Origin of the sequence: Tistrella bauzanensis (assembly GCF_014636235.1) — a bacterium.
In the GTDB taxonomy this organism is placed as follows: domain Bacteria; phylum Pseudomonadota; class Alphaproteobacteria; order Tistrellales; family Tistrellaceae; genus Tistrella; species Tistrella bauzanensis.
Genome location: NZ_BMDZ01000039.1, coordinates 28,435 through 52,883 on the forward strand (window position 1 = coordinate 28,435; position 24,449 = coordinate 52,883).

Consider the following 24,449-nt stretch of genomic DNA (forward strand, 5'->3'; position numbering starts at 1 on the left):
AAGGCCCTGCCCCCCGCTCGCGTTCCCTCAGCCACGGCTGCACAGGTTGATGCGCCATCGGTTGGCCATCCGGTCGGAACTTTCTGCGGCGGCACCCATTGATGATGCACGGAGCGCGGCCAGGAACCGGGCGGAAAGGGGGGCGAGATCCGTGCCACAGATCTTCACCGCAACGGCCGATACGCGCTTGCGCGCGGCGCTGCTGGTGCTGCTGCTTGCCTGTCTGGGCGCGGGGCTTCTTGTCGGGGGTTATATGGAATCGAGCTATGCCACCCTGGTCGGCTGGGTGCGCGACCAGCCGGTGCCGTTCAGCCATGAACATCATGTGGGCGGGCTGGGCATCGATTGCCGGTATTGCCACACCAGCGTCGAGACCAGCGCGGAAGCGGGCCTGCCGCCGACCCATGTCTGCATGACCTGCCATTCGCAGCTATGGACCGGTGCGCCGATGCTGGCGCCGGTGCGGGAAAGCCTGGCCCGCGACACGCCGCTTGCCTGGCAACGGGTCTCGCGGGTGCCTGATTACGTATATTTCAATCATTCCATCCATCTCGATCGCGGCGTGCCCTGCGTCACCTGTCATGGCCGGGTCGATCAGATGGCGCTGATGAAGCGCGCGCAGGCCCTGCAGATGGAATGGTGTCTGGATTGCCACCGCAATCCGGCACCACGGTTGCGGCCGCCGGCCCAGGTCACGCGCATGGACTGGTCGGACTGGGACCAGCATCCGGAACGCCATGCCCTCTATGGCCAGATGATGGTCAGGCTCTATGGCATTCAGCCATCGAAGCTCGACGACTGCGGTATCTGTCACAGGTGAGATCATGCGAGACCACAGGTCAGACGATGTCACGACCATCCGCGCAAGGCTCGCCGGCAGAACCGGCCGCGACTTCTGGCGCGGTCTGGATGATCTGACCGAAACGCCGGCACTGCGCCGGGTGGTCGATACAGAATTGCTGTCACGCCTGCCGGCCGCCAGCGACATCGACCGTCGGTCGATGCTGAAGCTGATGGGCGCATCGCTGGCACTGGCGGGCCTGACCGGTTGCAAGACCGAGGCGGACGAGACCGCCATGCCCTATGTGACGGCACCGGAATTCACCACGCCCGGCGTGCCACGCTATTACGCCACCGGAATCGGCTTTGCCGGCTATCTTCAGCCGGTGGTTGGCAAAACCCATGTCGGTCGGCCGGTGAAGCTGGAAGGCAATGACCGGCATCCCGCGACCGGCGGCGCCACCGACCCGTTCATGCAGGCGGCATTGCTGGGGCTGTATGATCCCGACCGGTCGACGGTACCCCGCGAACTGGGCGGCCCGACCACCTGGCAGGCCGTCGAGAGTGCCGCCGCCGCGCGCGCCGCCGCTCTGGACGCCAGCGGTGGTGCCGGCTTCCGCCTGCTGACCGGCGCCGTCTCGTCACCGACGCTGCACCGCCAGATCGTCGCCATGATGCGCCGCTGGCCGCAGGCGCGCTGGCATGTGCTGGAACCGGCCGCCGAGGACAGCCGTCTTGCCGCCTCGCAATGGGCCTTCGGACAGCCGCTCGACCGCGATCTGCGCCTGGATCTGGCCGAAATGGTGGTGGATCTGGACGACGACATCCTGGGGCCCGGTCCGTGCCAGGCCATGCATGGCCGGCGCTGGTCGACACGCCGGCTGGCCCGGCAGGCAGGGCGTGGCGATGCGGCCCTGCATGTGGCCGAAGCGAGCCCCACCCTGACGGGCCTGATGGCCGATGAGCGGCTGATCGCCGAAAGCGCCCGGATCGGTGCGCTCACCACAGCCCTTGCCGTCAGCCTCGGGCTTCCGGGTGCGGAGGCCCCGGCCCTCACCGCCGTGGAACGCCGCTGGGTGGCGGGGGCCGTCGCCGGTATCCGCAGCCATGACGGCCGTGCCGTGGTTTGTGTCGGCGACCGCCAGCCGGTCGCCATCCAGGCGCTGGGCCTGCTGATCAACCGGCATATCGGGGCGATCGGCACCACGCTGCACCTGATCCGTCCGGTGATCGCCCCGCCGCCCGACGGCGCCGGATCGTTCGCGACGCTGACCCGCGACATGGCGGCGGGCCGGGTTGGCACGCTGGCGATCATCGGCGCCAATCCGGCCTATACGGCACCCGCCGATCTTGGGTTCATCGCCGCGATGGATACCGTGCCGGTGCGGATCCATGCCGGCCTGCATGTCGATGAAACCGCGGCCCTCTGCCATTGGCACCTGCCGCTGGAACACGATCTGGAAACCTGGAGCGACGGCCGGGCGGTCGATGGAACAGCCGGCATCGTGCAGCCGCTGGTGCGGCCTTTCCATGATGTCCGGTCGGTTCACGTCGTCGTCGAGGCATTGCAGGGCGGGTCGACCGGCGCCGCCGGCGGCGGCCGCACCATCGTGCAGGATACATGGCGGGCGGCCTGGGGCCCTGATTTCGACCAGCGCTGGCGGGATGCGCTGCTGCAAGGCTTCATCACCGACAGCGCCGCGCCGCCGGTCATACCGGGCCGCGCCACCGCCGCCGCCCGGCTGGGCCTTGGCGACATGCCGGCCCCCGGCGATGCCCACGGCGAGGCCAATGGTGGGCTGCATCTGGAACTGCGCCCCGATCCCACCATCTGGGACGGCCGTTATGCCGGGAACGCCTGGCTTCAGGAAACCCCCAAGCCGCACACCAAGCTGACCTGGGGCAATGTGCTGATGATCAGCCCGGCGCTGGCGGCCGAACGCGGCATCGCGACCGGCGACGGGCTGCGCGTGGAGACCGAGAACGGCGCCGCCGTGTCGGGTCCGGCCTGGGTTCTGCCGGGCCAGGCGGCGCGCACGGTAACGGCCACGCTCGGCTATGGCCGCAGCGCGCCGGGCCGAATCGCCGACGGCCTTGGCTATAATGCCTTCCGGCTTCGGCGACATGACCGGCCATGGCATGTCGGCCGGGCGGAGGTGACGGTCGAGGATGTCCGGCACCGGCTGGCGACCACCCAGCGCCATCAGGCGATGGACGGTCATGATTTCGTCCGCACGGTGCCCGCCCCCGACGCGCCGCCGCCGAAGCCCGAGGCCGTGCCCGAGGCCGTGCCGCCCAGCCTGTATCCGCAGCCGGCGGGTGGCAGCCCGTCCTGGGGCATGTCGATCGACCTGGATCTGTGCATCGGCTGCAATGCCTGCGTGGTCGCCTGCGTGGCGGAGAACAACGTGCCGGTGGTGGGCCGGGATCTGGTCGCGGAGGGCCGCGAGATGCACTGGCTGCGCGTCGACCATTATCACGAGGGCGCGCCGGAAGACCCGCGCATGTATGTTCAGCCGGTGCCGTGCATGCATTGCGAACAGGCGCCGTGCGAGATGGGCTGCCCTGTGAACGCCACGGTCCACAGCAGCGACGGGCTGAACCTGCAGGTCTACAACCGCTGCATCGGCACCCGGACCTGTTCGTCCTTCTGCCCCTATAAGGTCCGCCGGTTCAACTGGTTCGACTATACCGGCGACGACCCGGAACCGGTGCGGGCGATGCGCAATCCCGACGTGACGGTGCGCGACCGCGGGGTCATGGAGAAGTGCACCTATTGCATCCAGCGAATCAGCGCCGCGCGGATCGAGGCCAAAAAGGACGGGCGCCCGATCCGCGACGGCGAGGTCGTTCCCGCCTGTCAGCAGGCCTGCCCAACCCAGGCGATCGTGTTCGGCGACGTCACCGACCCCGATACCGCGGTCAGCCGCCGCAAGGCCGGCCCGCGCGATTACAGCCTTCTGGAAGAGGCAGGCACCCGGCCGCGCACCACCTATCTGGCCCGGATCGAGCCGCCGCATGCCCATGCGGAGGACGACCGGTCATGACCGACCGCTATGCCGGCATCACCGAGGAAATCACTCGCATACCGGTGGCCTATCCGAAGCCCGGCGCCTGGTGGATCTGCTTCGGCGTGGCCCTGTGCCTGCTGGCGCTGTTCCTGGTCTCGGCCGGCATGCTGTTCTGGAAGGGCGTCGGGATCTGGGGCAACAACATCCCGGTCAATTGGGGCCTCGCGATCTCGAATTATGTCTGGTTCCTGGGCATCGGCCACGCCGGCACGCTGATTTCCGCATTGCTGCTGCTGGGTCAGCACTGGCGCAACGCGCTGAACCGCTTCGCCGAGGCGATGACCCTGTTCGCGGTGATCTGCGCCGGCCTGTACCCGATCCTGCATCTGGGCCGGCCGTGGCGGTTCTACTGGATGGCGCCCTATCCCAATGTGATGAACATCTGGCCGCAGTTCAAAAGCCCGCTGGCCTGGGATTTCTTCGCGGTGCTGACCTATCTGACCGTGTCGGTGCTGTTCTGGTATATCGGCATCGTGCCCGATCTGGCCTCGACCCGTGATCGCGCCCGCAAGCGGTTGCCGCAGGTGCTCTATGGCCTGTTCGCGCTGGGCTGGCGCGGCTCGGCGCGGCACTGGGCGCGCTGGCGCCAGAGCTATCGCCTGACCGCGGCCATCGCCGTGCCACTGGTGGTGTCGGTGCATTCGGAAATCTCGCTGCTGTTTGCGGCTGGCCCGATCCCCGGCTGGAACTCCACCGTGTTTCCGCCTTATTTCGTGCTCGGCGCCGCCTTTTCGGGTTTCGCTGTGGTGGCGATGATCGCCGTGGTGCTGCGCCATGCGCTGGGCCTGGGCGATCTGGTGACGCCACGCCATCTGGACCTGCTGGGCAAGTTCACCCTGGCGACCGGCATGATGACTGCCTATGGCTATTGGGCCGAGGCGTTCGACGTGCTGTATGCGGGCGAGGATCGCGAACTCGCCACCCTGGCCGACCGCGCAGGCGGCAGCTATGCCTGGAGCTATTGGGGCGCGATCATCGCCAATTTCGTGCCGCTGCAATTGCTGTGGGTCCGCCGCGTGCGGCGCCACCCGGTAGCACTGTTCCTGATCGCGCTGTCGGTGACCATCGGCATGTGGTTCGAACGCTATATGCTGCTGGTGACCGCGCTGTATCGCGATTACCTGGTCTCGTCCTGGGGTGAGTATCACGCCAGCCTCTGGGAGTGGGGTCTGTTCGCCGGCATGCTCGGCGTGTTCCTGGTGCCGTTTCTGCTGTTCGTGCGCTTCCTGCCGGTGATCTCGTCCTTCGAGGTCAAGGAAGCCCTGTTCGAAGAGAGGGGCGGTTGATGCGCGAACCCACCCCGCATACCGAAGCCTTCGGCATCGTTGCCGAATTCGACCGCGCCGAGGCACTGGTAAACGCGGTGCACAAGAGCCGCGACGCCGGCTTCAGGCGTATCGATGCCTATACGCCGTTCCCGATCGCCGAACTCACCGACGCGCTGGATTTCACCGAGAACCGCGTGCCCTGGCTGACGCTCGCCGGCGGCCTGTTCGGCGCGGCGCTGGGCTATGGCATGCAGGTCTGGACCAATCTCGACTACCCGATCGATATCGGCGGCCGACCGCTGTTGGCGCCGCCGGCCTTCATGCTGATCACCTTCGAATTGACGGTTCTGTTCGCGGTTCTGTTCTCGATCGGCGGCATGCTGATCCTCAACCATCTGCCGCGCCTGCATCATCCGATCTTCAGCGTCGACCATTTCCACCTGGCCAGTTCCGATAAATTTTTCCTGGTGATCTTCGGCGATGACGACCAGTTCCACCCCGACCGCACCCGCGCCTTCCTCGACGGATTGCAGCCGGTGGCGATTTCCCTGGTCGAGCACACGGAGGAGCCGGAATGATCCGTGCCTGTCTGTGGGTGATGCGTGCCTGTCTGTGGGTGATGCGTGCCTGTCTGTGGGTGATGCTGGCGCTGGCGCTGTGGTCCTGCGACGAGATGAACCACCAGCCGCGCTATGATTCCGCCGAGGCCAGCACCCTGTTCGCCGATGGCAAATCGTTGCAGGCGCCCCCTGATGGCACGGTCGCGCGCGACGCGGCGGCACTGGATGCCGCACTGACCCGGCGCCCGCCGATGACGGCGGCACTTCTGGCGCGGGGCCGCGACCGGTTCCAGATCTATTGCGTCCCCTGCCACGACGCATCCGGCTATGGCCGCGGCACGGTGCCCGCGCGCGGGTTTCCCCAGCCGCCCAGTTTCCACAGCGATCGGCTGCGCGGCGCGCCGTCGCATTATGTCGTCGACGTCATCACCAACGGCTATGGGGTGATGTTCTCCTATGCCGACCGCGTGGCCCCGGCCGACCGCTGGGCGATCGCCAGCTATATCCGCGCCCTGCAACTCAGCCAGAACGCCGACGCAGCCGAGCTGTCGTCCGAAGACCTGGCGGCGCTCGACGCCACCGGCACGGGCATCGCGACCGATGCCGAGGTGGCACGATGAGCCGGCGGGGATGGGATCGCCGGCCGGTCGCGGCCATCGCGGGCGCCGCGTGCTGTGCGGCGGCGCTGCTGCTGACCATCGCCGACCCGCGCGCCGCCCTTGCCGGCTGGCTCGGCGGCTTCGCGCTGTGGAGCGGGGTTCCCATCGGCGCGCTGGCGCTGGTGATGATGATGCGGCTGCTGCCGGGGCCGTGGCGCGACGCCCTGCGCCAACCGGGCGAAGCGGCCCTGCTGCTGCTGCCGCTGGCGGCGGTGGCGGCACTGCCGGTGCTGTTCGGCCTGCCGGCGCTGTATGACTGGGCGGGCACCGGCGGGGCGGATGAAACCGCCCGCACCGCCTATCGCGCGGCCTATCTCGATCGCTGGACCTTCAGCCTGCGCACGGTGGTGTTCTTTGCCGTGGCGATCGGGCTGGCGGCCCTGCTGCTGACGAGGCGCGGGCGGCCGAAAGCGGTGGCGTCCGCCGGGTTGATCGGCTTCGTGCTGCTGGACACGACCATGGCGGTCGACTGGCTGATGTCGCTGGATCCCGATTTTCACTCATCGGGCTTCGGGCTGTATATCCTGGCCAACCAGATCACCATGGCATTGCTGGCGATGGTGTCGGCACGGCTGCTGTCGGGCGATGGCGGCCGGCATACCGGCATTCCGGGCGGGCTGATACTGACGATGTTGCTGTTCTGGGGCTATTTCGCCTTCATGCAGTATTTCATCATCTGGTCGGGCAACCTGCCCCAGGGCGCCCGCTGGTATCAGCACCGCAACAGCGGGCTGTGGGCCGTGGCCAGCCAGACCATGATCGCGCTGCATATGGGGCCGGCCCTTCTGCTGCTGTTCCCTCCCATCCGCCACAGCCGCCGCTGGCTGGCGGGCCTGTGCGGCCTGATCTTCGTCGGCAAGCTGGTGGAAATGACCTGGCTGGTGGTGCCGGAGGCCGGCGAGGCCAAAGCCCTGGCTGTGGTGGCGCTGGTGTTATCGGTCGCCGGGCTTGGCCTGATCGGCCTTGCCGCCTGTGCGACCGCCCGGCGATGGGCGGAGAGGCGACGTCAGACACGGGAGGCGCCATCATGACCGCGCACCGGCAGTCCGGAACAGGTGGCGCACGCAGTTACGAACGGCGCGACGTGGCGCCGCGCAAGGTGGTCTATGCGGTCATCGGGCTGTTCGCCGGCATCGCGCTGTCGATCGGCATCGTCGTGGCCGTCATCGCCCTGGTGGATGACGGGGCACCGCCCGCGCGATCGGCCCTGGTGGCCGCCGGTCGCGCGCCGCCGGCGCCACGGCTTCAGAACGCGCCCTCGGCCGATCGCGCGGCGATCGAGGCCGCCGCGCGTGAGCGGATCAGCGGCTATCGCTGGATCGATCGCGCGGCCGGCCGCGCCGCCATCCCGATCGAGCGGGCCATGGCGCTGATGGCCGCGCGCGGCTGGCCCGACAGCCCCGGCGGCCCGCCGCCCCCGGCCGCACATGCCGACCCGGACGCCACCGAAGGACCAGCCACGGAAGCACCCGTCACCAATAGACCCGCCAGCGAAGGATCCCGGCCATGATGCGCAGCCTCGCCCTGATCCTGGTCATCCTGGCCGGCGGCATTGGCGTCGCCCTGGCCTTCGATCCGTTCGGCCGTGCGGGCATCGACCAGAAGCCGGGCGCCAGCATCCCTATGGATCTGCCGTTTCGCGACCAGACCGGCGCCACGGTCACCCTGGGGCAGATCGGCAATGGCCGGCCCCTGCTGCTGGCCCCGGTGCTGCACGACTGCCCGAATATCTGCGGGGTCACCCTATCGGGGCTGATGCGTGCCATCGCCGCACAGGATTACCGCCCCGGACAGGATTTCCAGATCGTGGCCTTCGGCATCGATGCGCGTGAAGGCCCCGATGCCGCGCGGGCATCGCTGGATGCCCTGCACCGCAGCTTTCCCGATCTGCCGCCGGCCAGCCTGCATGGATTGACCGGCACCGCCGACAGTATCGCCGCCGTCACCGATGCGCTTGGCTATCGCTATGCCTGGGATGACGAGATCGGCCAGTACGCCCATGTCGCGGCGGTGGCGGTTCTGGACGGCGGCGGCCGGCTCGATCGCTGGCTGTATGGCGTGACGCCGGAGCCGACCGATCTGCGGCTGGCACTGACCGAGGCCGGCGATGGCCGGCTGGGCGATTGGGGCGACCAGATCCTGCTGCTCTGCTATCACTACGACCCCCAGACCGGACAATATGGGTCGATCATCTGGACCCTGCTGCGGATCGCGGGCGGCACTGTGGCCGCGGGTGGCGCCGGGTGGATCGGGCTGGCGTTGCTGCGTGAACGGCGACGCGCGCACAAGGCGCCGGGCACCGGGCGGGACGGCGCATGATCGGCGATCTGTTCACCCGCTGGGCCGGCGAGGCATCGGCCCATGCCGGCCAGGTGGATCTTCTGGTTCTGGGCTTCACGCTGCTGGTCGCGGCGCTGTCATTGCCGGTCTTCGTGCTGATGGTGGTATTCGCGCTGCGCTATCGCCGTGGCCGCGCCGTCAACCGCCGTCACCCGATCAACCGCAATGTCTGGATCGAGGTCTCGTGGGCGATCATCCCCTTCATCCTGATCGTGATGTTCTTCGTCTGGGCGACATCGCTGTATGTCGACATCTATCATCCGCCCGACGACGCCATCGAGATTCAGGTCGAGGCGAAGCAATGGATGTGGAAATTCCAGCATCCCGGCGGTCAGCGGGAAATCGACGAACTGCATGTGCCCGCAGGCGAGCCGGTCCGGCTGACGATGGCGTCACAGGACGTGATCCACAGCCTGTATGTCCCGGCGCTGCGCCTGAAGCGCGATGTCGTGCCGGGCCGCTATGTCAGCATGTGGTTCACAGCCGACAGACCCGGCGACTATGTCATGACCTGCGCGGAATTCTGCGGCACCAACCATTCCACTATGGGCGGGCGGCTGGTGGTGATGGCGCCGGCCGATTATGCCCGCTGGCTTGCCGAAGCCGATGTCGACCGCTCGCTGGCAGCACAGGGCGCGGCGCTGTTCCGCAGCGCCGGGTGCAGCGGCTGCCACGGGGCGTCCGCCACCGTGCATGCGCCGCCCCTGGCCGGGCTTTATGGCCGGCCGGTGCCGCTGGATGACGGCACTGTGGTCACCGCCGACGATCAGTATATCCGCGACAGCATTCTGCTGCCGCACGCGCAGATCGCCGCCGGCTATCCGCGGATCATGCCGACCTTCCGCAACATTCTGGACGAAGCCCAGGTGTTGCGGCTCGTCGCCTATATCAAATCGCTCGCCAATGATCCGCCATCCAGCCAGTCGCCCGCCGACGACCACCCCGCCGGCGGGCAGCCCCCCGTGGAGCAGGGCCGATGACCGACAGGACCACGACCATCGATGACCGCCGCGCGCGCAGCCGGCCCGAGACTGGTACTGGTGACGCCAAGACCGGTGACGCCGAAATCGGCACCGAGCAGGTCAGCTATCTGCGGGCCGGCCACACGCTGCGCTCGTGGCTGCTGACCACCGATCACAAGCGGATCGCGATCCTGTATCTGATCTCGGTGACGATCTTCTTCTTCATCGGCGGGGCCGCCGCCGCCCTGCTGCGGGTGGATCTGCTGACCCCGGAAGGCGATCTTCTGACCAATGAGGGCTATAACCGCGCCTTCACCCTGCACGGGGTGATCATGGTGTGGTTCTTCCTGATCCCGTCGATCCCCAACACCTTCGGCAATTTCCTGATCCCGTTGATGATCGGCGCCCGCGACCTTGCCTTTCCGCGGCTGAACCTGATCAGCTGGTATATCTATATTCTGGGCGGATTGTTCACGGTGGTCGTGCTGATCACCGGCGGCGTCGATACCGGCTGGACCTTCTATACGCCGCTGTCATCGATGTTTTCGAACGGCAATGTGGTGCTGGCGGCGACGGCGGTGTTCATCGTCGGCTTCTCGTCCATCCTCACCGGGCTGAATTTCATCGTCACGGTGCACAAGCTGCGCTGTCCGGGCATGACCTGGGGGCGGCTGCCGCTGTTCGTCTGGTCGCATTACGCGACCGCGCTGATCCTGGTTCTGGCAACCCCGGTGCTGTCGATCACGCTGGCCCTGATCGCGGCCGAGCGGGTGTTCGGGCTGGGGGTGTTCGATCCGGCGCTTGGCGGCGATCCCCTGCTGTATCAGCATCTGTTCTGGTTCTACAGCCATCCGGCGGTCTACATCATGGTGCTGCCGGCGCTGGGGGTGGTCAGCGAACTGATCGCGGCGGCGGCGCGCAAACCGGTCTTCGGCTATCGCTTCGTGGCCGGTTCCTCGATCGCGATCGCGATCATCGGCTTTCTGGTCTGGGGCCATCACATGTTCGTGGCCGGCCAGTCGATGTATGCCAGCGCGGTGTTTTCCTTCCTCAGCCTGGTGGTGGCGGTGCCATCGGGCATCAAGGTCTATAACTGGACGGCGACGCTGTACAAGGGCCACATCTCGCTGGATCCGCCCTTCCTGTTCGCCATGGGCTTCATCGGCCTGTTCGTGGTCGGCGGGCTGACCGGGCTGATCCTGGCGATGCTGGCGGTGGATGTGCACGTGCATGACACCTATTTCGTGGTCGCCCACTTTCATTACATCATGGTCGGCGGCACGGTGTCGGCCTATTTCGGAGCGCTGCATTTCTGGTGGCCGAAGATGATCGGCAGGCGGACATCGGTGGTCTGGGGGCGGCTGTCGGCTGTCCTGATCTTTCTGGGCTTCAACCTCACCTTCTTTCCGCAATTCATTCTAGGCTATCTGGGCATGCCCCGGCGCTATCATGTCTATGCGCCGGAATTCCAGGTGCTGCATGTGATGTCGTCGGCCGGCGCCGGCATTCTGGCGGTCGCCTATCTGCTACCATTCACCTATCTGTTCTATTCGATGCGCTATGGCGCGCCCGCGGGCCCCAACCCGGTGGGCGCGACCGGGCTTGAGTGGACAGTGCCGTCACCGCCGCCCAAGCACAACTTCGCCACGCTGCCGGTGGTGACCGGCCCGCCCTATGACTATGAGATCGAGCATGAGGAGGCGGGCAAGGCCGGAGGCGGCAGGAAGGGCAAGGCCCGAACCACGCGCCGCGACCGGGCCGACGATCAGGGCCGCCCGACCAGGCAGGCAAAGACGGCGCCCGGGGAGGAATGGCAATGACTGACCGCCGTGTCGATCTGCGCGACCCCTATGCTCGGCCACACCAGCAGCACAGCGCCGACATGATGGGCATGTTCGTGTTCCTGGCCAGCGAGATCATGCTGTTCGGCGGCCTGTTCGCGGTGATCTTCGTCATGCGCCGCCTGCACCCGGCCGAGGTGGTCGCGGCATCGATGCGGCTGCATCTGTGGATCGGCGGGCTGAACACGCTGGTGCTGCTGACCTCCAGCCTGATGGTGGCGCTGGCGGTGCATACGGCCCGCGCCCGCCGCCGCCACGCGGCCGCCGGCTGGTCGGCCGCTGCGGCACTTCTGGGCATCGTGTTCCTGGCCATCAAGACTTACGAATACAGCATCGAGGCCGCCCGCGGCCTGCTGCCGGCGGTGTCGGTGCCGACCCGGTTCTCCGGACCGGTCGAGCACCTGTTCATGAACGCCTATCTGATCGCCACCGGCCTGCATGCTGTTCATGTCACGATCGGCGTGCTGCTGCTGGCCTGGATGGCGCTGCGCCTGAGGCGGGGCATGCTGCCCCTGCCCGGCCGCATCGTCACCGTCGAAGTGACGGCGCTCTACTGGCATCTGGTCGATGTGATCTGGGTATTCCTCTATCCTGTTCTGTATCTTGCACGGTGATGCCATGACCCGGGACACCAGCGACGGCATCAGTTCAAACGGCACCGGTTCTCTTGTTCTGGCCTGGGCGGCAATGGTGGCGCTGCTGGGGCTGACCATCGCCGCCAGCTTCGTGCTGTCGGGGCCGTTCAGCATCGCGGCCGCCATCGGGATCGCGCTCGCCAAAGCGGGGATCATCTTCTGGGTGTTCATGCATCTGCGCCAGGAAAGCGGCCTGCTGCGGTTGGCGGCGGTGGGTGCCCTGGTCTGGCTGATGATCCTGCTGCTGCTGTCGGGCGTCGACTATGCGACACGGGCGGCCGGCGCATAGCGCGCGCGCCAAAGCCTCTCCTCACGCCCGGTGAGCGGCTGTCGTGAACGCGGCGAGTTCCTGCCCGTACCGGGCCGGCTCCTCGTAAAACGGGCTATGTCCGCTCTCGTCGAACAGCGACAGCCGGCTGTTGGCGTGACCGGCGGTGATCAGTTCCGACATCGCGACATGAACCAGCCGGTCGTGACTGCCGTGTGTCAGCAGAATCGGCCCGGCATAGGCTTTGAAGACAGGTTCAAGATCCAACGTCGTCGTCTTGACGAAACCTTCGTTGACGGCGCGGGCGGTCATGCCATTGACGACCAGCATGCGCTGCATCTCCACCTGCGTTGGTTGCCGGTGGAAGCAGGCGGCGAGGAAATCGGCCGTGGCTGCGGTGCGCTCGGCCAGATCGTGCGAGGTGGTGGTGCGGGTGAAATCTCCCGCCTCTTTGGTGAGCAGATCCGGCGACAGCCGGATGACCGCATCGACCAGGTTTGTGCCGGCGATCCGCGCGCCGCCATATTTGCACAGGTGGGCGCCGGCCACATAGCCGCCCAAGGACCAGCCGACCAGCACCGGCCGGCGAAGCCCGGTAGCGGCGATCACGGCGGCCACTTCATCCGCCCAGCGATCGGCATCCCGATAGGCGTCGAGCGACGCGGGCTTGTCGGAATCGCCATGGCCACGCAGGTCGAAGCCGACCAGCCGGAAGCCTGCCAGCGCGGGATCGGCAAACTGCTTCTCCCAGCTCAGGCGGCTTTGACGCAGGCCGTGGATGAACAGGATCTCGGGCGCCTGACTGTCGCCCTGCGCCTCTCCCGCCAGCATCACGCCATCGGTCGAGCGGACGACGAACGGCTGACGCGCCGCCACAAATGCCCGATCGGTATTTGGGGCTGGCGCCGCGTGGTCTGCGGCACCCGTGGCAGATGCGCCCTGCGCGCGCCGCGGCGCATAGGCGGCGTCCACCGCCAGGGCGACGAGGCCGGCCGAGCCAGCGAGAAAGCTGCGTCTTGAGGGGGGCATGCGTGCCGCTCCATGTTGTTTAGCGACTGCTATTCAACCGACTTGACGTGCGGTGTCAGGGGTTGTTCAATGCCCGCTATGGAACGAGATGTGACATCACGTAGCGGCCGCCCCTGGAGTTTCGACCGCGACAGAGCGGTCGAGACCGCGATGCGGCTGTTCTGGCGGCACGGCTATGACGGCGTGTCGATCAGCGACCTCACGAAAGCCATCGGCATCGCGCCGCCAAGCCTCTATGCCGCCTTTGGCAGCAAGGCGGCGCTCTATGGGGAAGCGGTTCTGCGCTATGAGCAGACGGTCGGATGGCTGGATATGACGGCCATCCGGTCGGCGACCTCGCTGGCCGGGGCGGTGCGGGTATTGCTGGAACGGGCGGTAAAATCCGTGACCGACCCCGACCTTGAAGCCGGCTGCATGATCTCAAGCGGCATGATCACCTGTCACCCTGCGCATGTCTCGCTCGCCCGCGACGCGGCCACGCGCCGTGATGCCATGCGCGAGCGGATCGCGGAGGCGCTCCGGCCTTTTGCCGGCGCCGACGAGATCCGGCGATTGGCGCGCCATCTGGCCGCCGTCATGCAGGGCATCTCGATCCAGGCGCGCGACGGCAGCCCGCCCTCGGCCTTGCGGGACATCGTCGACGATGTGGTCGCGGGCGTCGCGGCACGGTTCCCGGCAGACGGCGCCGCTTTGCCCGATCATCCAGCACGGTCGGGCAGAAAGGCCGTCAGCGCGCCGGCGCGCTCGTGATCCGTGTGCCGGCCCTGCCATCCAGAATGGCCAGGGCATCCTCCAGCCGGCCGATGCCGGTGAAACCGCCGGTCAGGGCAAAGTCACGCCCGGCGGCGAGTTTCGGACCCATAGAGCCGGCGGGGGCGCCAAGCGCATCGGCTTCGGCCGGCGTCAGATCGGCGATCCTTGCCGCGTTTTCGGTGCCGAAATCGCGATAGACGGCATCGACATCGGTCAGCAGCAGCAGCGCATCCGCGCCCAGTTGCCGGGCGAGCAAGGCGCTGGCCGCGTCCTTGTCGATCACCGCTTCGATCCCGATCAGGCTGCCATCATCGCGCCGGATGACGGGAATGCCGCCACCACCGACGCAGACGACGATTACCCCGGCATTCAGCAACAGGTTCAGCACCCGCAAGTCTGGAATGTCGACGGGTCTGGGCGAGGCCACGACACGGCGCCATCTGGCACCGTCGACGGCGATCGCCCAGCCTGCGGCCCTGGCCCGGGCTTCGGCCTCGTCGCGATCATAGACCGGCCCGACAAACTTGGTCGGCTTGCCGAAGGCCGGATCGTTGCGGTCGACCACGACCTGCGTCAGCAGGGTCGCCACCGGCCGGTCGTGATCCAGGGCGTTTTCCAGTGCCTGCTCGATCATATAGCCGATCATGCCCTCGGTCTCAGCCCCCAGCACATCCAGCGGATAAGCCTCGTCGGGCTTGTAGGACGCGCCTTGCAGGGCCAGGAGCCCGACCTGCGGCCCATTGCCGTGGGTGACGACCAGACGATGCCCGGCCCGCACCACGCCAGCCAAGGCCTCGGCCGCGCGCGCCACGTTCGCGCGCTGCGCCTCCGCCGTCAGCGGCTCGCCACGTTTCAACAGGGCGTTGCCGCCCAATGCCGCCACAACCAGCATCTCAGGCCCCCAGCGTGGCGACGAGCACCGCCTTGATGGTGTGCAACCGGTTTTCCGCCTGATCGAATACGATCGAGGCCGGGCTTTCGAACACCTCTTCGGTCACCTCCATGGCGCTGATGCCATAGGTGGCCTCGATCTCGGCGCCGACCGTGGTTTCGGTGTTGTGGAAAGCCGGCAGGCAATGCATGAACCGCACCCGCGGGTTGCCGGTTCGGGCCATCATGGTCGCGTTCACCTGATAGGGCATCAACAGCCTGATCCGCTCCGCCCATACCTCTTTCGGTTCGCCCATCGAGACCCAGACGTCGGTGTAGACGAAATCGACGCCCTTGACCGCGGTGTCGATATCGTCGCTGATCAGGATCCGCGCGCCGGTCTCCCGGGCCAGGGCCTGTGCCTCGTCCTGGATCGCCTGCGACGGCCAGCATTCCCGGGGCGCGCACAGGCGCACATCCATGCCCATCTTGGCGCCGCCGATCAGCAGGCTGTCGCCCATGTTGTTGGCCGCATCGCCGACAAACACGTAAGATACCTGATGCAGCGGCTTGTCGACATGCTCCTGCATGGTCAGGAAATCCGCCAGGATCTGGGTCGGGTGGAATTCCTTCGTCAGTCCGTTATAGACCGGCACCCCGGAATACCTGGCCAGCTCCACGACGATATCCTGGCCGAAACCGCGATATTCGATCGCGTCATAGATCCGGCCCAGCACCCGTGCGGTATCCTTGACCGATTCCTTGTGCCCGATATGGCTGCCGGTCGGACCCAGATAGGTGACGCGCGCGCCCTGGTCATAGGCGGCCACCTCGAACCCGACACGGGTGCGGGTCGAGTCCTTCTCGAAGATCAGGGCGATGTCCTTGCCCTGCAATCTCGGCACCTCGGTGCCGGCATATTTGGCGGTCTTGAGGTCGGCGGCAAGTTTCAGAAGAAAGGCGATTTCGCGCGGGGTGTAATCACGCAAGGTCAGCAGGCTGCGGTTCTTCAGATTGAACGCCATCGGGGCAATCCTTTCAGGTCAGACGGCGTCGCGAATGGTGGGGCAGCTCATGCAATGCCCGCCGCCACGGCCACGGCCGAGTTCCGCCCCCGGCATGGCCAGAACCTCGATTCCGGCCGCCTGGAGTGCCGCATTGGTGTCGTCGTTGCGGTCATAGCCCACCACCACGCCGGGGCGCAGCGCCAGCACGTTATTGCCGTCATTCCACTGTTCGCGCGCCCGTTCCTCTTCCGTGTTGCCACCGGTGGGCACGATCTCCAGCTTTTTATAGCCCAGTACCTCGGCCACGATGTCGAAGATCGGGCGCGGGTCATGGCGGAAGGACAGCGGCGCCTTGCCCTCGGCGGGCCGGATGTCATAGCAGACCAGTTCGTCCGCGACTTCCTTGAAGGTCGTCACCACATCGCCGCCACACAGGGTGAAGACGGTATCGAGATGCATGGCCGCGCGCGATTTTGGAATGCGGAAGGCCAGCACCCGGTCCACGACCTCCTTGGCAAACAGGGCTTCGGCCAACTGGCCGATCCCCTGCGGGGATGAGCGTTCCCCCATGCCCACCAGCACGGTGCGCTGGCCGACCGGCATCACGTCGCCGCCTTCCAGTGTGGCCAGCCCGTGTTCCCGGGTGGGATCGCCCCAATGGATGGTGACCTGGCCGGCAAATTTCGGATGGTACCGGTAGATCGCCGTGTTGAGCAGGGTTTCCGGGCGCCGCGCCGGCCAGTACATCGGGTTCACCGTCACCCCGCCATAGATCCAGGCCGAGTTGTCGCGGGTGAAGAGCGCATTGGGCAGTGGCGGCAGAATGAAGCCGTGATGCCCCAGATAGCTGCCGAACAGGTTGTGGGGTTCGAATGGCAGGTCGTCGGCCGCCAGCCCGCCCAGCAGGTATTCGGCCAGTTGCGCACCCGACAGGGTATCCATCCAGCCACGCAGCTCGGTCTGCATGCCGACACCGACATGATCCGGAGTTATCCGATGATCCAGCACGAAGGCGCGCGCCCCGGCGATGTCGAGCGTTTCGGCCAGCAGGTCGTTGACGTCCAGCACCTCGACGCCCTCGTCGCGCATCAGCCCGGCAAAAACGTCATGATCCTTTTGCGCCTGCTTCACCCAGAAAACGTCGTCGAACAACAGATCCTGGCAGTTCGATGGCGTCAGGCGCCGATGGGCAAGGCCGGGACGGCAGACAATGACCTGCCGCAGCCTGCCGGTTTCCGAATGGACACCAAGTTTCGGGGGCGTCGTCATTTTATCACTCCAGGATGTCGGGGGTCACAGCGCGCTGATCGCGCCCGTCCACATCTGATAGGCGGCGATGCCGGCGGCGATGACGATGCCGATGCCGATGAGGGCTTCGATGCCCGAGAAGGCCTTTTCGCCACGTCTGGACCGCGCATACCAATAGATCGGAACACCGGCCGCATAGAGGATGGCGCACATCAGCAGGTAGGCGGGGCCGGCCGCATAGACCAGCCATGCGCCATAGACCGTGGCCAGCGCACCATAGAACATGTCGCGCCCGCGCCGTTCGCCCGCGGCATAGCCTTCGCCGCTCAGGGCCAGCTTGAAAGCATAGGCCCCTGACAGCACATAGGGCACCAGAATCGCCGTCGAGGCGATGTAGAACAGCGCGAGATAGGTCGAGTTCGCGAACAGCGTGACGATCAGAAAGATCTGCACGAAGATGTTGGTGATCCACAGCGCGCCCGCGGGCGAGCCGTTCTTGTTCTCCTTGGCGAACACCGCCGGCAGCATGCCTTCTTTCGCGGCGCGATAGGGGATTTCCGCGGCGAACAGGGTCCAGCTCAGAAAGGCGCCCGCAACCGAGATGACCAGCCCGATGCGCACCACGATCGAGCCCCAGGGGCCGACCGCCTGTTCAAGCACATTGGCCATCGAGGCCGCCGCCGGCAGCCCGGCCAGTTCCGGCTGGGTCATCACACCGAACGACAGAAGCGACACGAACAGATAGATCGACAGGGCAAGAATAAAGCCGATGATCGTGGCGCGCCCGATATCGGCGCGCTTCGCGGCACGGCCCGAGACGACGCTGGCGCCTTCGATCCCGATAAACACCCAGAGCGTGACCAGCATCGTGCTTTTGACCTGCGCCATGATCCCGCCCAGATCCGGCGTCTCCAGGCCCCAGATGTCGATGCTGAATGTCGGCATGTTGAACGCGATCGCCACCAGCACGATGAACAGCGCGATCGGCGCCAGTTTGGCGAGGGTGGTAACGACATTGATGATCGCCGCCTGCCGGATGCCCAGCAGGACCAGAGCGTGCGTGACCCAGAGAACGACCGATGCGCCGATGATGGCCTGCACCGTGTTCCCCTCGGCCCCGAAGGCCGGATAGAAATAGCTGAGCGCGCCGAAGATCAGCACGACATAGGACACATTGCCCAGCCACGCGCTGAGCCAATAACCCCACGCGCTGTTGAAACCGATGAAATCGCCAAAGCCCGCGCGCGCATAGGAATATGGGCCGGCATCGAGTGCCGGTTTGCGGGTCGACAGCCCCTGATAGACGAAGGCCAGCGCCAGCATGCCGATGCCGGTGATCAGCCATCCGATGATGACCGCCCCCGGAGACGCACCCTTCGCCATGTTCTGGGGCAGGCTGAAGACGCCGCCACCGATCATCGACCCGACGACCAGAGCGATCAGGGGCACCAGACCGAGCTTTCGGGACGGTTTCCCGTCCGATGCCGGCGTTGGCACCGTTTCGGTGACGCTCATATGCGCGTTCCTTCGATTGACGTCCATCTGCCGAGGCGCCAGACACGCCCGCACGACGTCCTGTCGAGCCGGCCCGTCAGGAACAGCGGTGCTGTTCATGGCGCCGCGCCCGATCCCGTCGAACATCCAGTCATGCGATGCTAGGCCCGGCGGCACCGGGGCGACTTGACCCAAGTCAATCCGGCTTCAATCATGTCGCAATATGCAAATGTCGTGGATCGGGCCGATCAAAGCGACAGATCGGCGGCAGCGGTCATGCGGTCGTGGAAAATCTCGTGCAGCACCGCCAGGAAAGCCCGCACCGCCGGGTTCGCCCGCCGGCTTTCCGGCCAGAGTGCCGTGATGTTGTCGCGGTCGACGGCAAATTCGGACAAGATCGGGACCAGTTCGCCCCGCGCCACATAGGGCGCCGTGATGAAGGTCGCACAGACGCCGATGCCACCATCGGCCGCGAGGGCTGCGATCAGCGCATCGCTGGCGTCGACGACGAGTCCGGATTGCGGGACGATCTCGACGACCTGCCCACCGATCCGGAACGGCCAGCGGAACACCTGCCCCGTGCTCTGGTAACGGAGGTTGACCGTGTCATGCCCCGCCAGGGCGTTCGGGTGCGCCGGCGTGCCACGCCTCGCCAGATAGCCCGGTGATGCGAAGGCACAGAGCCGGTGCGGCGTAAGCCGGCGCGACAGCAGCCGGCCGTCCGCCAGTTCGCCGATCCGGACCGCGACATCGATCCGGTGCTCGATAAGATCGACGAGCTGATCGTTGAGCCGCAGATCGACCGCCACCGCGGGATAGCGTCTGCGGAAGGCCGGCAGCGCGGGGGCGATCACATGGATCCCGATCGGCAGCGGCGCTGCGATCCGCAAGGTGCCGGAAGGCTCGGAGCGGGCGGTTATGGCCATCTGCTCGATGTCTTCCGCGTCACGCAGCAGCGTCAGCGCACGCTCGTGCAGATCGCGCCCTTCGGGTGTCAGCGTCAACGAGCGCGTGGTGCGGGTGAACAGCGACACGCCCAGGCGCTGCTCCAGCCGTTGCACACTCTTGCTCACCGCCGAGGGGGTGATCGACAGCGACCGGGCAGCGGCCGTGTAGCTGCCCATCGACCCGGCCCTGGCAAAGGCGATCAGACCCGCCAGCCGCTCCAATCCCATTTGTTCCTTCATGGCATTATTAAAGCGAAAGCGACGGCTATTATCAATATCGGCATCCGGGAACATATGGTTGCTGTCGCCACTGCTGGCGGCACATCATGCTGTGAAGGACGACATCGATGTCGAGAGAGATGATGAAGGCCGTGCGCCTGCACGCATTCGGTGGCCCTGAGGTGCTGGTCTACGAGGATGCGCCCATGCCCGATCTGGCGCCCGGTCATGTCCGTGTCCGCGTGCATGCGGTCGGCCTCAATCCCCCGGACTGGTATCTGCGGGACGGATACAAGACACTGCCCCCTGAATGGCGGCCGCCGCACACCTTCCCCATCATTCCCGGAACCGACATCTCGGGCGTGGTCGAGGCGGTCGCCGACGATGTGCCCGGCATCTCGGTCGGCGACGCGGTCTATGCGATGGTGCGCTTTCCGGACGGCGTGTTCGGGGACAGCAAGGCCTATGCCCAGTATGTCAGCGTGCCGGTGTCGGACCTTGCCTTGAAACCGGCCGGCATCGATCACCTGCACGCCGCCGGCGCGCCGATGTCGCTGCTCACCGCCTGGCAGTTCATGATCGACCTCGGGCACGACGTGCCAAACCCGCTTCAGCCCCATAAGCATGAGCCGGTGCCGCTGGACGGCAGGACCGTTCTCGTCAACGGAGCCGCCGGCGGCGTGGGGCATTTCGCCGTACAGATCGCCAGATGGAAGGGCGCGCGGGTGATCGCGGTGGCATCGGGCCGGCATGAAGCAGTTCTGCGCGAGCTGGGCGTCGACGACGTCATCGACTACAGGAAAACGGCCCCCGAGGACATCGTCCGCGACGTCGATCTGGTCATCGACACGCTTGGCGGCCCGACCACGGGGCGCTTCCTGCGCATGTTGAAGCGCGGCGGCGCCCTGTTCCCGATCTTTCCGCTGGGCTTTGCCAGTGCGGACGAGGCAAGCGCACGGGGGATCACGGTGTCGGCCACCCAGGTCCGCTCCAACGGCGCGCAACTGGCGGAACTCGCCCACCTGCTCGACAACGGCACCGTCCGCGTCGTCATCGACAGCAGCTATCCGCTGGCCGATGCCCGCAAGGCCCATGAGCGGGCCCGGGAAGGGCACGTTCAGGGCAAGATCGTGCTCGCCGTCGACTGACCGGGCGGAGAGGCGGCATACAGGGCGCGCGCGCAGGGGCACGGCGCGGCGCAAGCTGCAACCGGCGGACAGAATGTTCTTTATTTGTTCGCGTTGCGGTTCTAGGATCATCCGGCTGTTGCACCTGTACGCAGCGCTTATGCACCACCAGCGCCGGTCGTTACGCCATGTCTCACGAAGCTGCCCTGCCCGCCCCCGAAAGCCGTCTGGTGACGGTCGATGGTTTCGCCCTTCAGGTGCGTATCGAAGGCCGCGACACGCCCGGCCGGCCGGTGCTGCTGGTGATCGGCTCGGCCCTGTATTATGCCCGCAGTTTTCCGACCACCCTGCGGCAGAAGATGCAGTTGGTGTTCGTCGACCATCGCGGCTTCGCGCCGGGCAACCACTGCACCGATCCGGCCGCCTATGCGCTGGACAGGCTGCTGGGGGATGTCGAGGCTGTTCGCCTGCGTCTGGGCCTGGGGCAGGTGGCGGTGTTCGGCCATTCGGGCCACGGATTTCTGGCGCTGGAATACGCCAAGGCCTATCCCGATGCCGTCACCCATGTGGTGATGGCCTGTCTCAGCCCCGATTATTCCGTGGCGGCGCATGAGGCAGGCGAACGCCATTTCGCCGAAACCGCCTGCCCCGACCGCAAGGCGTTGCTGGCGGCCAATCTGGCGCGGCTGCCGGCGGCGATCGCCGATGATCCGTCGCGCGCCTTCATCACCTATTGCCTGCTGACCGGCCCCAAGGCGTGGTTCGATCCGACCTTCGATGCCGCCCGGCTGTGGGCCGGGGTGGAGACCAACATGGCGATGTTCGACCATGTCTGGGGCACGGTGTTCCGCGACATCGACATCACCCGCGGGCTGGACCGGCTGGCGGTGCCGGTGCTGCTGATGCTGGGCCGGCACGACTATCTGGTGCCCCCGGCCTGGCTGTGGGAAGCGGTGCGCGACCGCTTCGCCGATCTCACCATCCGCGTCTTCGAACACAGCGCCCATGCGCCCTTCTTCGAAGAGCCCGACCAGTTCGATGTCGAACTGGTCGGCTGGCTGGACGCACACCCCTCGCTGCGGTCCGATTGACCGCCCGCCCCATTGACCGGCCTGTCGTCGTCGTAAGCACCGCCGCCGGGCGGATCAGACTGCCGGCGCCACGAAATGCAGCGCGTTGCGGCCGGTCGCCGCCCGTGCCGCCGCCAGTTCGGCGCGGGCCACGGTTTGAAGATGCACCTCGTCCGGCCCGTCGAGCACACGCAGCGCCCGGCCCCAGTTCCACAAGGCCGCCAGCGGCGTGTCGGGCGACAGGCCGGCGGCACCGAAAACCTGCATCGCCCGGTCCACGACGCGGGTCTGCAGACGGGCACTGGCCAGCTTGATCGCCGACACCGCGGTGCGGGCGGCGGCGTTACCCTTGGTGTCCATCAGCCAGGCGGCATGCAGCACCAGCAGGCGGCACTGGTCGATCTCGATCCGGCTTTCGGCGATCCAGTCGCGGATATTGGCCCGCTCAGCCAGGGTCTGGCCGAAGACCCGGCGTTCCAATGCCCGTTCGGTCATCAGTTCCAGCGCCAGTTCGCACTGGCCGATGCTGCGCATGGCATGATGCACCCGACCCGGCCCAAGCCGCGCCTGGGCGATGGCAAAAGCCGATCCTTCCTCGCCGATCAGGTTGCAGGCGGGCACGCGCACGCCCCGGAACACCACCTCGCCATGCCCCTCAGGCGAGTGCGCGCCCATCAGGGTGATATCGCGGGTGATGCTCACCCCCGGCTGGTCGATCGGCACGATGACGAAGGAATGCCGCCGGTGGCGTGCCGCCGCCGGATCGGGGTCGGTGATGCCGAACACGATCGCGACCTTGAGCTTCGGATGGCGGGTGCCGGTGATGAACCATTTCCGGCCGTCGATGACGTAATCATCGCCGTCACGACGGATGGTCGTCGCCAGATTGGTCGGGTCCGACGAGGCCGCATCCGGCTCGCTCATGCAGAACACCGAGCGGATCTCGCCGGTCAGCAGCGGATCGAGCCAGCGGGCCTTCTGCGCGGCCGATCCGAACAGTTGCAGCAACTCCATGTTCCCGCTGTCGGGGGCCGCACAATTGAACACCTCGGCCGACCACGACACCCGCCCCATGATCTCGGCCAGTGGCGCATAGTCCAGGTTCGACAGGCGCAGGCCCGGCTGGTCGTCGGCGAGCGACGGCAGGAACATGTTCCACAACCCGGCTTCCCAGGCCCTGGCCTTCAACCGCTCGATCAGCTCCACCGGATGACCGCCGGCAGCAACGGCATGATGAAACGCGGCATTGGCCGGCAGGATGTAGTGGTCCATGAAATCGCGCAGACGCTGGCAGAGCGCCTCCACCTCTGGGCTGTGATCGAACTGCATGCTGCACTCTTTCGAACGGCCGGACCGGCAAGCTCTCTTGCCCCAGAAAATTATTCATACGTTTGTTTGAATTTTAATATCAGCCACCACGAGGGCGGCGTCAAGCGCGAAGCGGCGCCCGGCTCCATGTGCGGAGGCCGGCCGTTCAACGATCCGCCTCGGTCATCCACGGGTTTTCGACGGGAACCATTGCGCGCCGCCGGCGTTTCATCACCCTGATGGGGCCGTGCACCGGCCCCGTCCCATTGCCGAGAGGACACAGGATGACGGACAATCAGAACGACCGCCGCACCGGCGACGGCATCACCCCCGGTCCCCATCCCGATGCCGACGCAACCGCGACCCCCGGCCCCGATGCCCGCCCCGACCCCACGGGCACGCCGCCGGTGATGCCCAAGACCGAGGCCCGCCAGGCCCGCACCACCGGCCGTGTCCGCTATATCCTGACGATCAGCCTGGGGCTGGCGGTGCTGGCGATGATCATCGTCTATCTGGTCGTTGCCTGATGGCGGCCGCATCACCTGATCGCAAAGACAGTCCCGACAGGCACCACCGGCAAGTTGACATCACCGACTGATATCAAGCCATCAGCCGCCCTGGCGGCATACGCGTCGTTGCAGCCGATTGGTCATGACGCCAGCATAGTGCCCATGTTTTCATGTCATCATGGGTCGCGGCAGAGGTCCGCTGTCGTCATATGTCGGGATCGCTCGTCTCGGAAGCGGTAATTCCGGCCGCTCTGTCGCGTGTCGACGGCAAGGTTGCCGCCGAGGAAATCACTGATCTAAAAGTACTGATCTAAAAGTATGGTGTGGCCGAGCATCCTGATCCCGATCAGGTGGCTCCCCCTGATCGGGATCTGCTCCAAATTATTTATTGGGCGAGCATCTTAGCATTACAGTTGCGTATTTCTCCTGATGTGAGCGAGCTTTGCTTGGGCCTGATGGGTGCGTCGCCAGATTGACCAAGCGA

23 protein-coding genes are annotated in these 24,449 nt (G+C 66.5%); 16 read left to right on the forward strand and 7 right to left on the reverse strand.

Translation table 11 applies throughout. The features are described from left to right. The first annotated feature begins 151 nt into the window (after positions 1-151). Genes IEW15_RS15785 through IEW15_RS15840 form a run of 12 tightly spaced genes read left to right on the forward strand, consistent with a single transcriptional unit; the run spans position 152 to position 12,405 of the window. Complete coding sequence (locus IEW15_RS15785; RefSeq protein WP_188579648.1) at positions 152-820, forward strand: cytochrome c3 family protein; 669 nt, start codon at positions 152-154, stop codon at positions 818-820. Between the two features lie 4 nt (positions 821-824). Then, positions 825-3,827 carry a TAT-variant-translocated molybdopterin oxidoreductase gene (locus IEW15_RS15790; RefSeq protein ID WP_188579650.1) on the forward strand — a complete coding sequence of 1,001 codons (3,003 nt, stop codon included), beginning with the start codon at positions 825-827 and terminating at the stop codon, positions 3,825-3,827. Next, the gene (gene nrfD, locus IEW15_RS15795) at positions 3,824-5,137 is read left to right on the forward strand and encodes an NrfD/PsrC family molybdoenzyme membrane anchor subunit (protein WP_188579652.1); all 1,314 of its coding nucleotides are present in this window, start codon (positions 3,824-3,826) and stop codon (positions 5,135-5,137) included. The genes IEW15_RS15790 and nrfD overlap by 4 nt, the downstream gene beginning before the upstream one ends. Further along, the gene (locus IEW15_RS15800) at positions 5,137-5,697 is read left to right on the forward strand and encodes a DUF3341 domain-containing protein (RefSeq protein WP_188579654.1); all 561 of its coding nucleotides are present in this window, start codon (positions 5,137-5,139) and stop codon (positions 5,695-5,697) included. The genes nrfD and IEW15_RS15800 overlap by 1 nt, the downstream gene beginning before the upstream one ends. A 41-nt stretch (positions 5,698-5,738) precedes the next feature. Then, on the forward strand, positions 5,739-6,299 hold the full coding sequence (locus IEW15_RS15805) for a c-type cytochrome (protein ID WP_188579696.1): 561 nt from the start codon (positions 5,739-5,741) through the stop codon (positions 6,297-6,299). Beyond that, positions 6,296-7,369 carry a hypothetical protein gene (locus IEW15_RS15810; protein ID WP_188579655.1) on the forward strand — a complete coding sequence of 358 codons (1,074 nt, stop codon included), beginning with the start codon at positions 6,296-6,298 and terminating at the stop codon, positions 7,367-7,369. The genes IEW15_RS15805 and IEW15_RS15810 overlap by 4 nt, the downstream gene beginning before the upstream one ends. Next, a complete protein-coding gene (locus IEW15_RS15815; protein ID WP_188579657.1) occupies positions 7,366-7,848 on the forward strand; it encodes a hypothetical protein in 483 nt (160 codons plus the stop codon). Before IEW15_RS15810 ends, IEW15_RS15815 begins: the two co-directional genes overlap by 4 nt. Next, positions 7,845-8,657 carry an SCO family protein gene (locus tag IEW15_RS15820; protein ID WP_188579659.1) on the forward strand — a complete coding sequence of 271 codons (813 nt, stop codon included), beginning with the start codon at positions 7,845-7,847 and terminating at the stop codon, positions 8,655-8,657. The genes IEW15_RS15815 and IEW15_RS15820 overlap by 4 nt, the downstream gene beginning before the upstream one ends. Further along, on the forward strand, positions 8,654-9,658 hold the full coding sequence (coxB, locus tag IEW15_RS15825) for a cytochrome c oxidase subunit II (RefSeq protein WP_188579661.1): 1,005 nt from the start codon (positions 8,654-8,656) through the stop codon (positions 9,656-9,658). The genes IEW15_RS15820 and coxB overlap by 4 nt, the downstream gene beginning before the upstream one ends. Next, the gene (locus tag IEW15_RS15830) at positions 9,655-11,460 is read left to right on the forward strand and encodes a cytochrome c oxidase subunit I (protein ID WP_188579663.1); all 1,806 of its coding nucleotides are present in this window, start codon (positions 9,655-9,657) and stop codon (positions 11,458-11,460) included. Before coxB ends, IEW15_RS15830 begins: the two co-directional genes overlap by 4 nt. After that, positions 11,457-12,095 (forward strand): cytochrome c oxidase subunit 3, encoded by a 639-nt coding sequence (locus tag IEW15_RS15835; RefSeq protein ID WP_188579664.1) that lies wholly within the window; start codon positions 11,457-11,459, stop codon positions 12,093-12,095. The genes IEW15_RS15830 and IEW15_RS15835 overlap by 4 nt, the downstream gene beginning before the upstream one ends. 4 nt (positions 12,096-12,099) lie before the next feature. Beyond that, positions 12,100-12,405 carry a cytochrome C oxidase subunit IV family protein gene (locus IEW15_RS15840; RefSeq protein WP_188579666.1) on the forward strand — a complete coding sequence of 102 codons (306 nt, stop codon included), beginning with the start codon at positions 12,100-12,102 and terminating at the stop codon, positions 12,403-12,405. A 21-nt stretch (positions 12,406-12,426) separates the two neighbouring features. Here the strand turns inward: IEW15_RS15840 and IEW15_RS15845 are convergent, their stop codons facing one another. Beyond that, on the reverse strand, positions 12,427-13,413 hold the full coding sequence (locus IEW15_RS15845; protein WP_188579668.1) for an alpha/beta fold hydrolase: 987 nt from the start codon (positions 13,411-13,413) through the stop codon (positions 12,427-12,429). Between the two features lie 78 nt (positions 13,414-13,491). Between IEW15_RS15845 and IEW15_RS15850 the strand changes: the two genes are divergently transcribed. After that, the gene (locus IEW15_RS15850) at positions 13,492-14,163 is read left to right on the forward strand and encodes a TetR/AcrR family transcriptional regulator (protein WP_188579670.1); all 672 of its coding nucleotides are present in this window, start codon (positions 13,492-13,494) and stop codon (positions 14,161-14,163) included. On the opposite strand, the gene arcC is transcribed toward IEW15_RS15850, so the two are convergent. From arcC to IEW15_RS15875, 5 genes are all read right to left on the reverse strand, one after another. Continuing rightward, on the reverse strand, positions 14,141-15,058 hold the full coding sequence (gene arcC, locus IEW15_RS15855) for a carbamate kinase (RefSeq protein WP_188579673.1): 918 nt from the start codon (positions 15,056-15,058) through the stop codon (positions 14,141-14,143). The two genes, IEW15_RS15850 and arcC, sit on opposite strands and share 23 nt — an antisense overlap. Position 15,059: 1 nt before the next feature. After that, positions 15,060-16,061, reverse strand: coding sequence for an ornithine carbamoyltransferase (locus IEW15_RS15860; protein WP_188579675.1), 1,002 nt, complete (start codon positions 16,059-16,061; stop codon positions 15,060-15,062). Positions 16,062-16,079: 18 nt separating this feature from the next. Next, on the reverse strand, positions 16,080-17,312 hold the full coding sequence (locus IEW15_RS15865) for an arginine deiminase (protein ID WP_188579677.1): 1,233 nt from the start codon (positions 17,310-17,312) through the stop codon (positions 16,080-16,082). A 24-nt stretch (positions 17,313-17,336) separates the two neighbouring features. Next, a complete protein-coding gene (gene arcD, locus IEW15_RS15870) occupies positions 17,337-18,806 on the reverse strand; it encodes an arginine-ornithine antiporter (RefSeq protein ID WP_188579679.1) in 1,470 nt (489 codons plus the stop codon). Positions 18,807-19,033: 227 nt separating this feature from the next. Beyond that, entirely contained in the window at positions 19,034-19,972 is a 939-nt protein-coding gene (locus IEW15_RS15875) for a LysR family transcriptional regulator (protein ID WP_188579681.1), read from the reverse strand. A 107-nt stretch (positions 19,973-20,079) separates the two neighbouring features. On the opposite strand from IEW15_RS15875, the gene IEW15_RS15880 reads away from it, so the two are divergent. Both IEW15_RS15880 and IEW15_RS15885 read left to right on the forward strand, forming a co-directional pair. After that, the gene (locus IEW15_RS15880) at positions 20,080-21,099 is read left to right on the forward strand and encodes an NADP-dependent oxidoreductase (protein WP_188579683.1); all 1,020 of its coding nucleotides are present in this window, start codon (positions 20,080-20,082) and stop codon (positions 21,097-21,099) included. Positions 21,100-21,266: 167 nt separating this feature from the next. Further along, positions 21,267-22,169 carry an alpha/beta fold hydrolase gene (locus IEW15_RS15885; RefSeq protein ID WP_188579685.1) on the forward strand — a complete coding sequence of 301 codons (903 nt, stop codon included), beginning with the start codon at positions 21,267-21,269 and terminating at the stop codon, positions 22,167-22,169. A gap of 54 nt (positions 22,170-22,223) precedes the next feature. Here IEW15_RS15885 and IEW15_RS15890 read toward each other — a convergent pair whose 3' ends face one another. Then, positions 22,224-23,477, reverse strand: a complete 1,254-nt coding sequence (locus IEW15_RS15890; protein WP_188579687.1) for an acyl-CoA dehydrogenase family protein — start codon at positions 23,475-23,477, stop codon at positions 22,224-22,226. 263 nt (positions 23,478-23,740) lie between these two features. Here IEW15_RS15890 and IEW15_RS15895 point away from each other — a divergent pair, with 263 nt between their 5' ends. Further along, positions 23,741-23,983: a hypothetical protein gene (locus IEW15_RS15895; protein WP_188579688.1), complete on the forward strand. Its 243-nt coding sequence runs from the start codon at positions 23,741-23,743 to the stop codon at positions 23,981-23,983. Positions 23,984-24,449 lie beyond the last annotated feature (466 nt).

Bases quoted from the DNA above. Each gene is read 5' to 3' on its own strand.
- IEW15_RS15860 (WP_188579675.1), bottom strand. From the start codon at position 16,061: ATGGCGTTCAATCTGAAGAACCGCAGCCTGCTGACCTTGCGTGATTAC.
- IEW15_RS15880 (WP_188579683.1), top strand. From the start codon at position 20,080: ATGTCGAGAGAGATGATGAAGGCCGTGCGCCTGCACGCATTCGGTGGC.
- IEW15_RS15835 (WP_188579664.1), top strand. From the start codon at position 11,457: ATGACTGACCGCCGTGTCGATCTGCGCGACCCCTATGCTCGGCCACAC.
- IEW15_RS15890 (WP_188579687.1), bottom strand. From the start codon at position 23,477: ATGCAGTTCGATCACAGCCCAGAGGTGGAGGCGCTCTGCCAGCGTCTG.
- arcC (WP_188579673.1), bottom strand. From the start codon at position 15,058: ATGCTGGTTGTGGCGGCATTGGGCGGCAACGCCCTGTTGAAACGTGGC.
- IEW15_RS15850 (WP_188579670.1), top strand. From the start codon at position 13,492: ATGGAACGAGATGTGACATCACGTAGCGGCCGCCCCTGGAGTTTCGAC.
- IEW15_RS15830 (WP_188579663.1), top strand. From the start codon at position 9,655: ATGACCGACAGGACCACGACCATCGATGACCGCCGCGCGCGCAGCCGG.
- nrfD (WP_188579652.1), top strand. From the start codon at position 3,824: ATGACCGACCGCTATGCCGGCATCACCGAGGAAATCACTCGCATACCG.
- IEW15_RS15810 (WP_188579655.1), top strand. From the start codon at position 6,296: ATGAGCCGGCGGGGATGGGATCGCCGGCCGGTCGCGGCCATCGCGGGC.
- IEW15_RS15790 (WP_188579650.1), top strand. From the start codon at position 825: ATGCGAGACCACAGGTCAGACGATGTCACGACCATCCGCGCAAGGCTC.
- IEW15_RS15805 (WP_188579696.1), top strand. From the start codon at position 5,739: ATGCGTGCCTGTCTGTGGGTGATGCTGGCGCTGGCGCTGTGGTCCTGC.
- IEW15_RS15820 (WP_188579659.1), top strand. From the start codon at position 7,845: ATGATGCGCAGCCTCGCCCTGATCCTGGTCATCCTGGCCGGCGGCATT.
- IEW15_RS15840 (WP_188579666.1), top strand. From the start codon at position 12,100: ATGACCCGGGACACCAGCGACGGCATCAGTTCAAACGGCACCGGTTCT.
- IEW15_RS15885 (WP_188579685.1), top strand. From the start codon at position 21,267: ATGTCTCACGAAGCTGCCCTGCCCGCCCCCGAAAGCCGTCTGGTGACG.
- arcD (WP_188579679.1), bottom strand. From the start codon at position 18,806: ATGAGCGTCACCGAAACGGTGCCAACGCCGGCATCGGACGGGAAACCG.
- IEW15_RS15895 (WP_188579688.1), top strand. From the start codon at position 23,741: ATGACGGACAATCAGAACGACCGCCGCACCGGCGACGGCATCACCCCC.
- coxB (WP_188579661.1), top strand. From the start codon at position 8,654: ATGATCGGCGATCTGTTCACCCGCTGGGCCGGCGAGGCATCGGCCCAT.
- IEW15_RS15875 (WP_188579681.1), bottom strand. From the start codon at position 19,972: ATGAAGGAACAAATGGGATTGGAGCGGCTGGCGGGTCTGATCGCCTTT.
- IEW15_RS15800 (WP_188579654.1), top strand. From the start codon at position 5,137: ATGCGCGAACCCACCCCGCATACCGAAGCCTTCGGCATCGTTGCCGAA.
- IEW15_RS15815 (WP_188579657.1), top strand. From the start codon at position 7,366: ATGACCGCGCACCGGCAGTCCGGAACAGGTGGCGCACGCAGTTACGAA.
- IEW15_RS15865 (WP_188579677.1), bottom strand. From the start codon at position 17,312: ATGACGACGCCCCCGAAACTTGGTGTCCATTCGGAAACCGGCAGGCTG.
- IEW15_RS15845 (WP_188579668.1), bottom strand. From the start codon at position 13,413: ATGCCCCCCTCAAGACGCAGCTTTCTCGCTGGCTCGGCCGGCCTCGTC.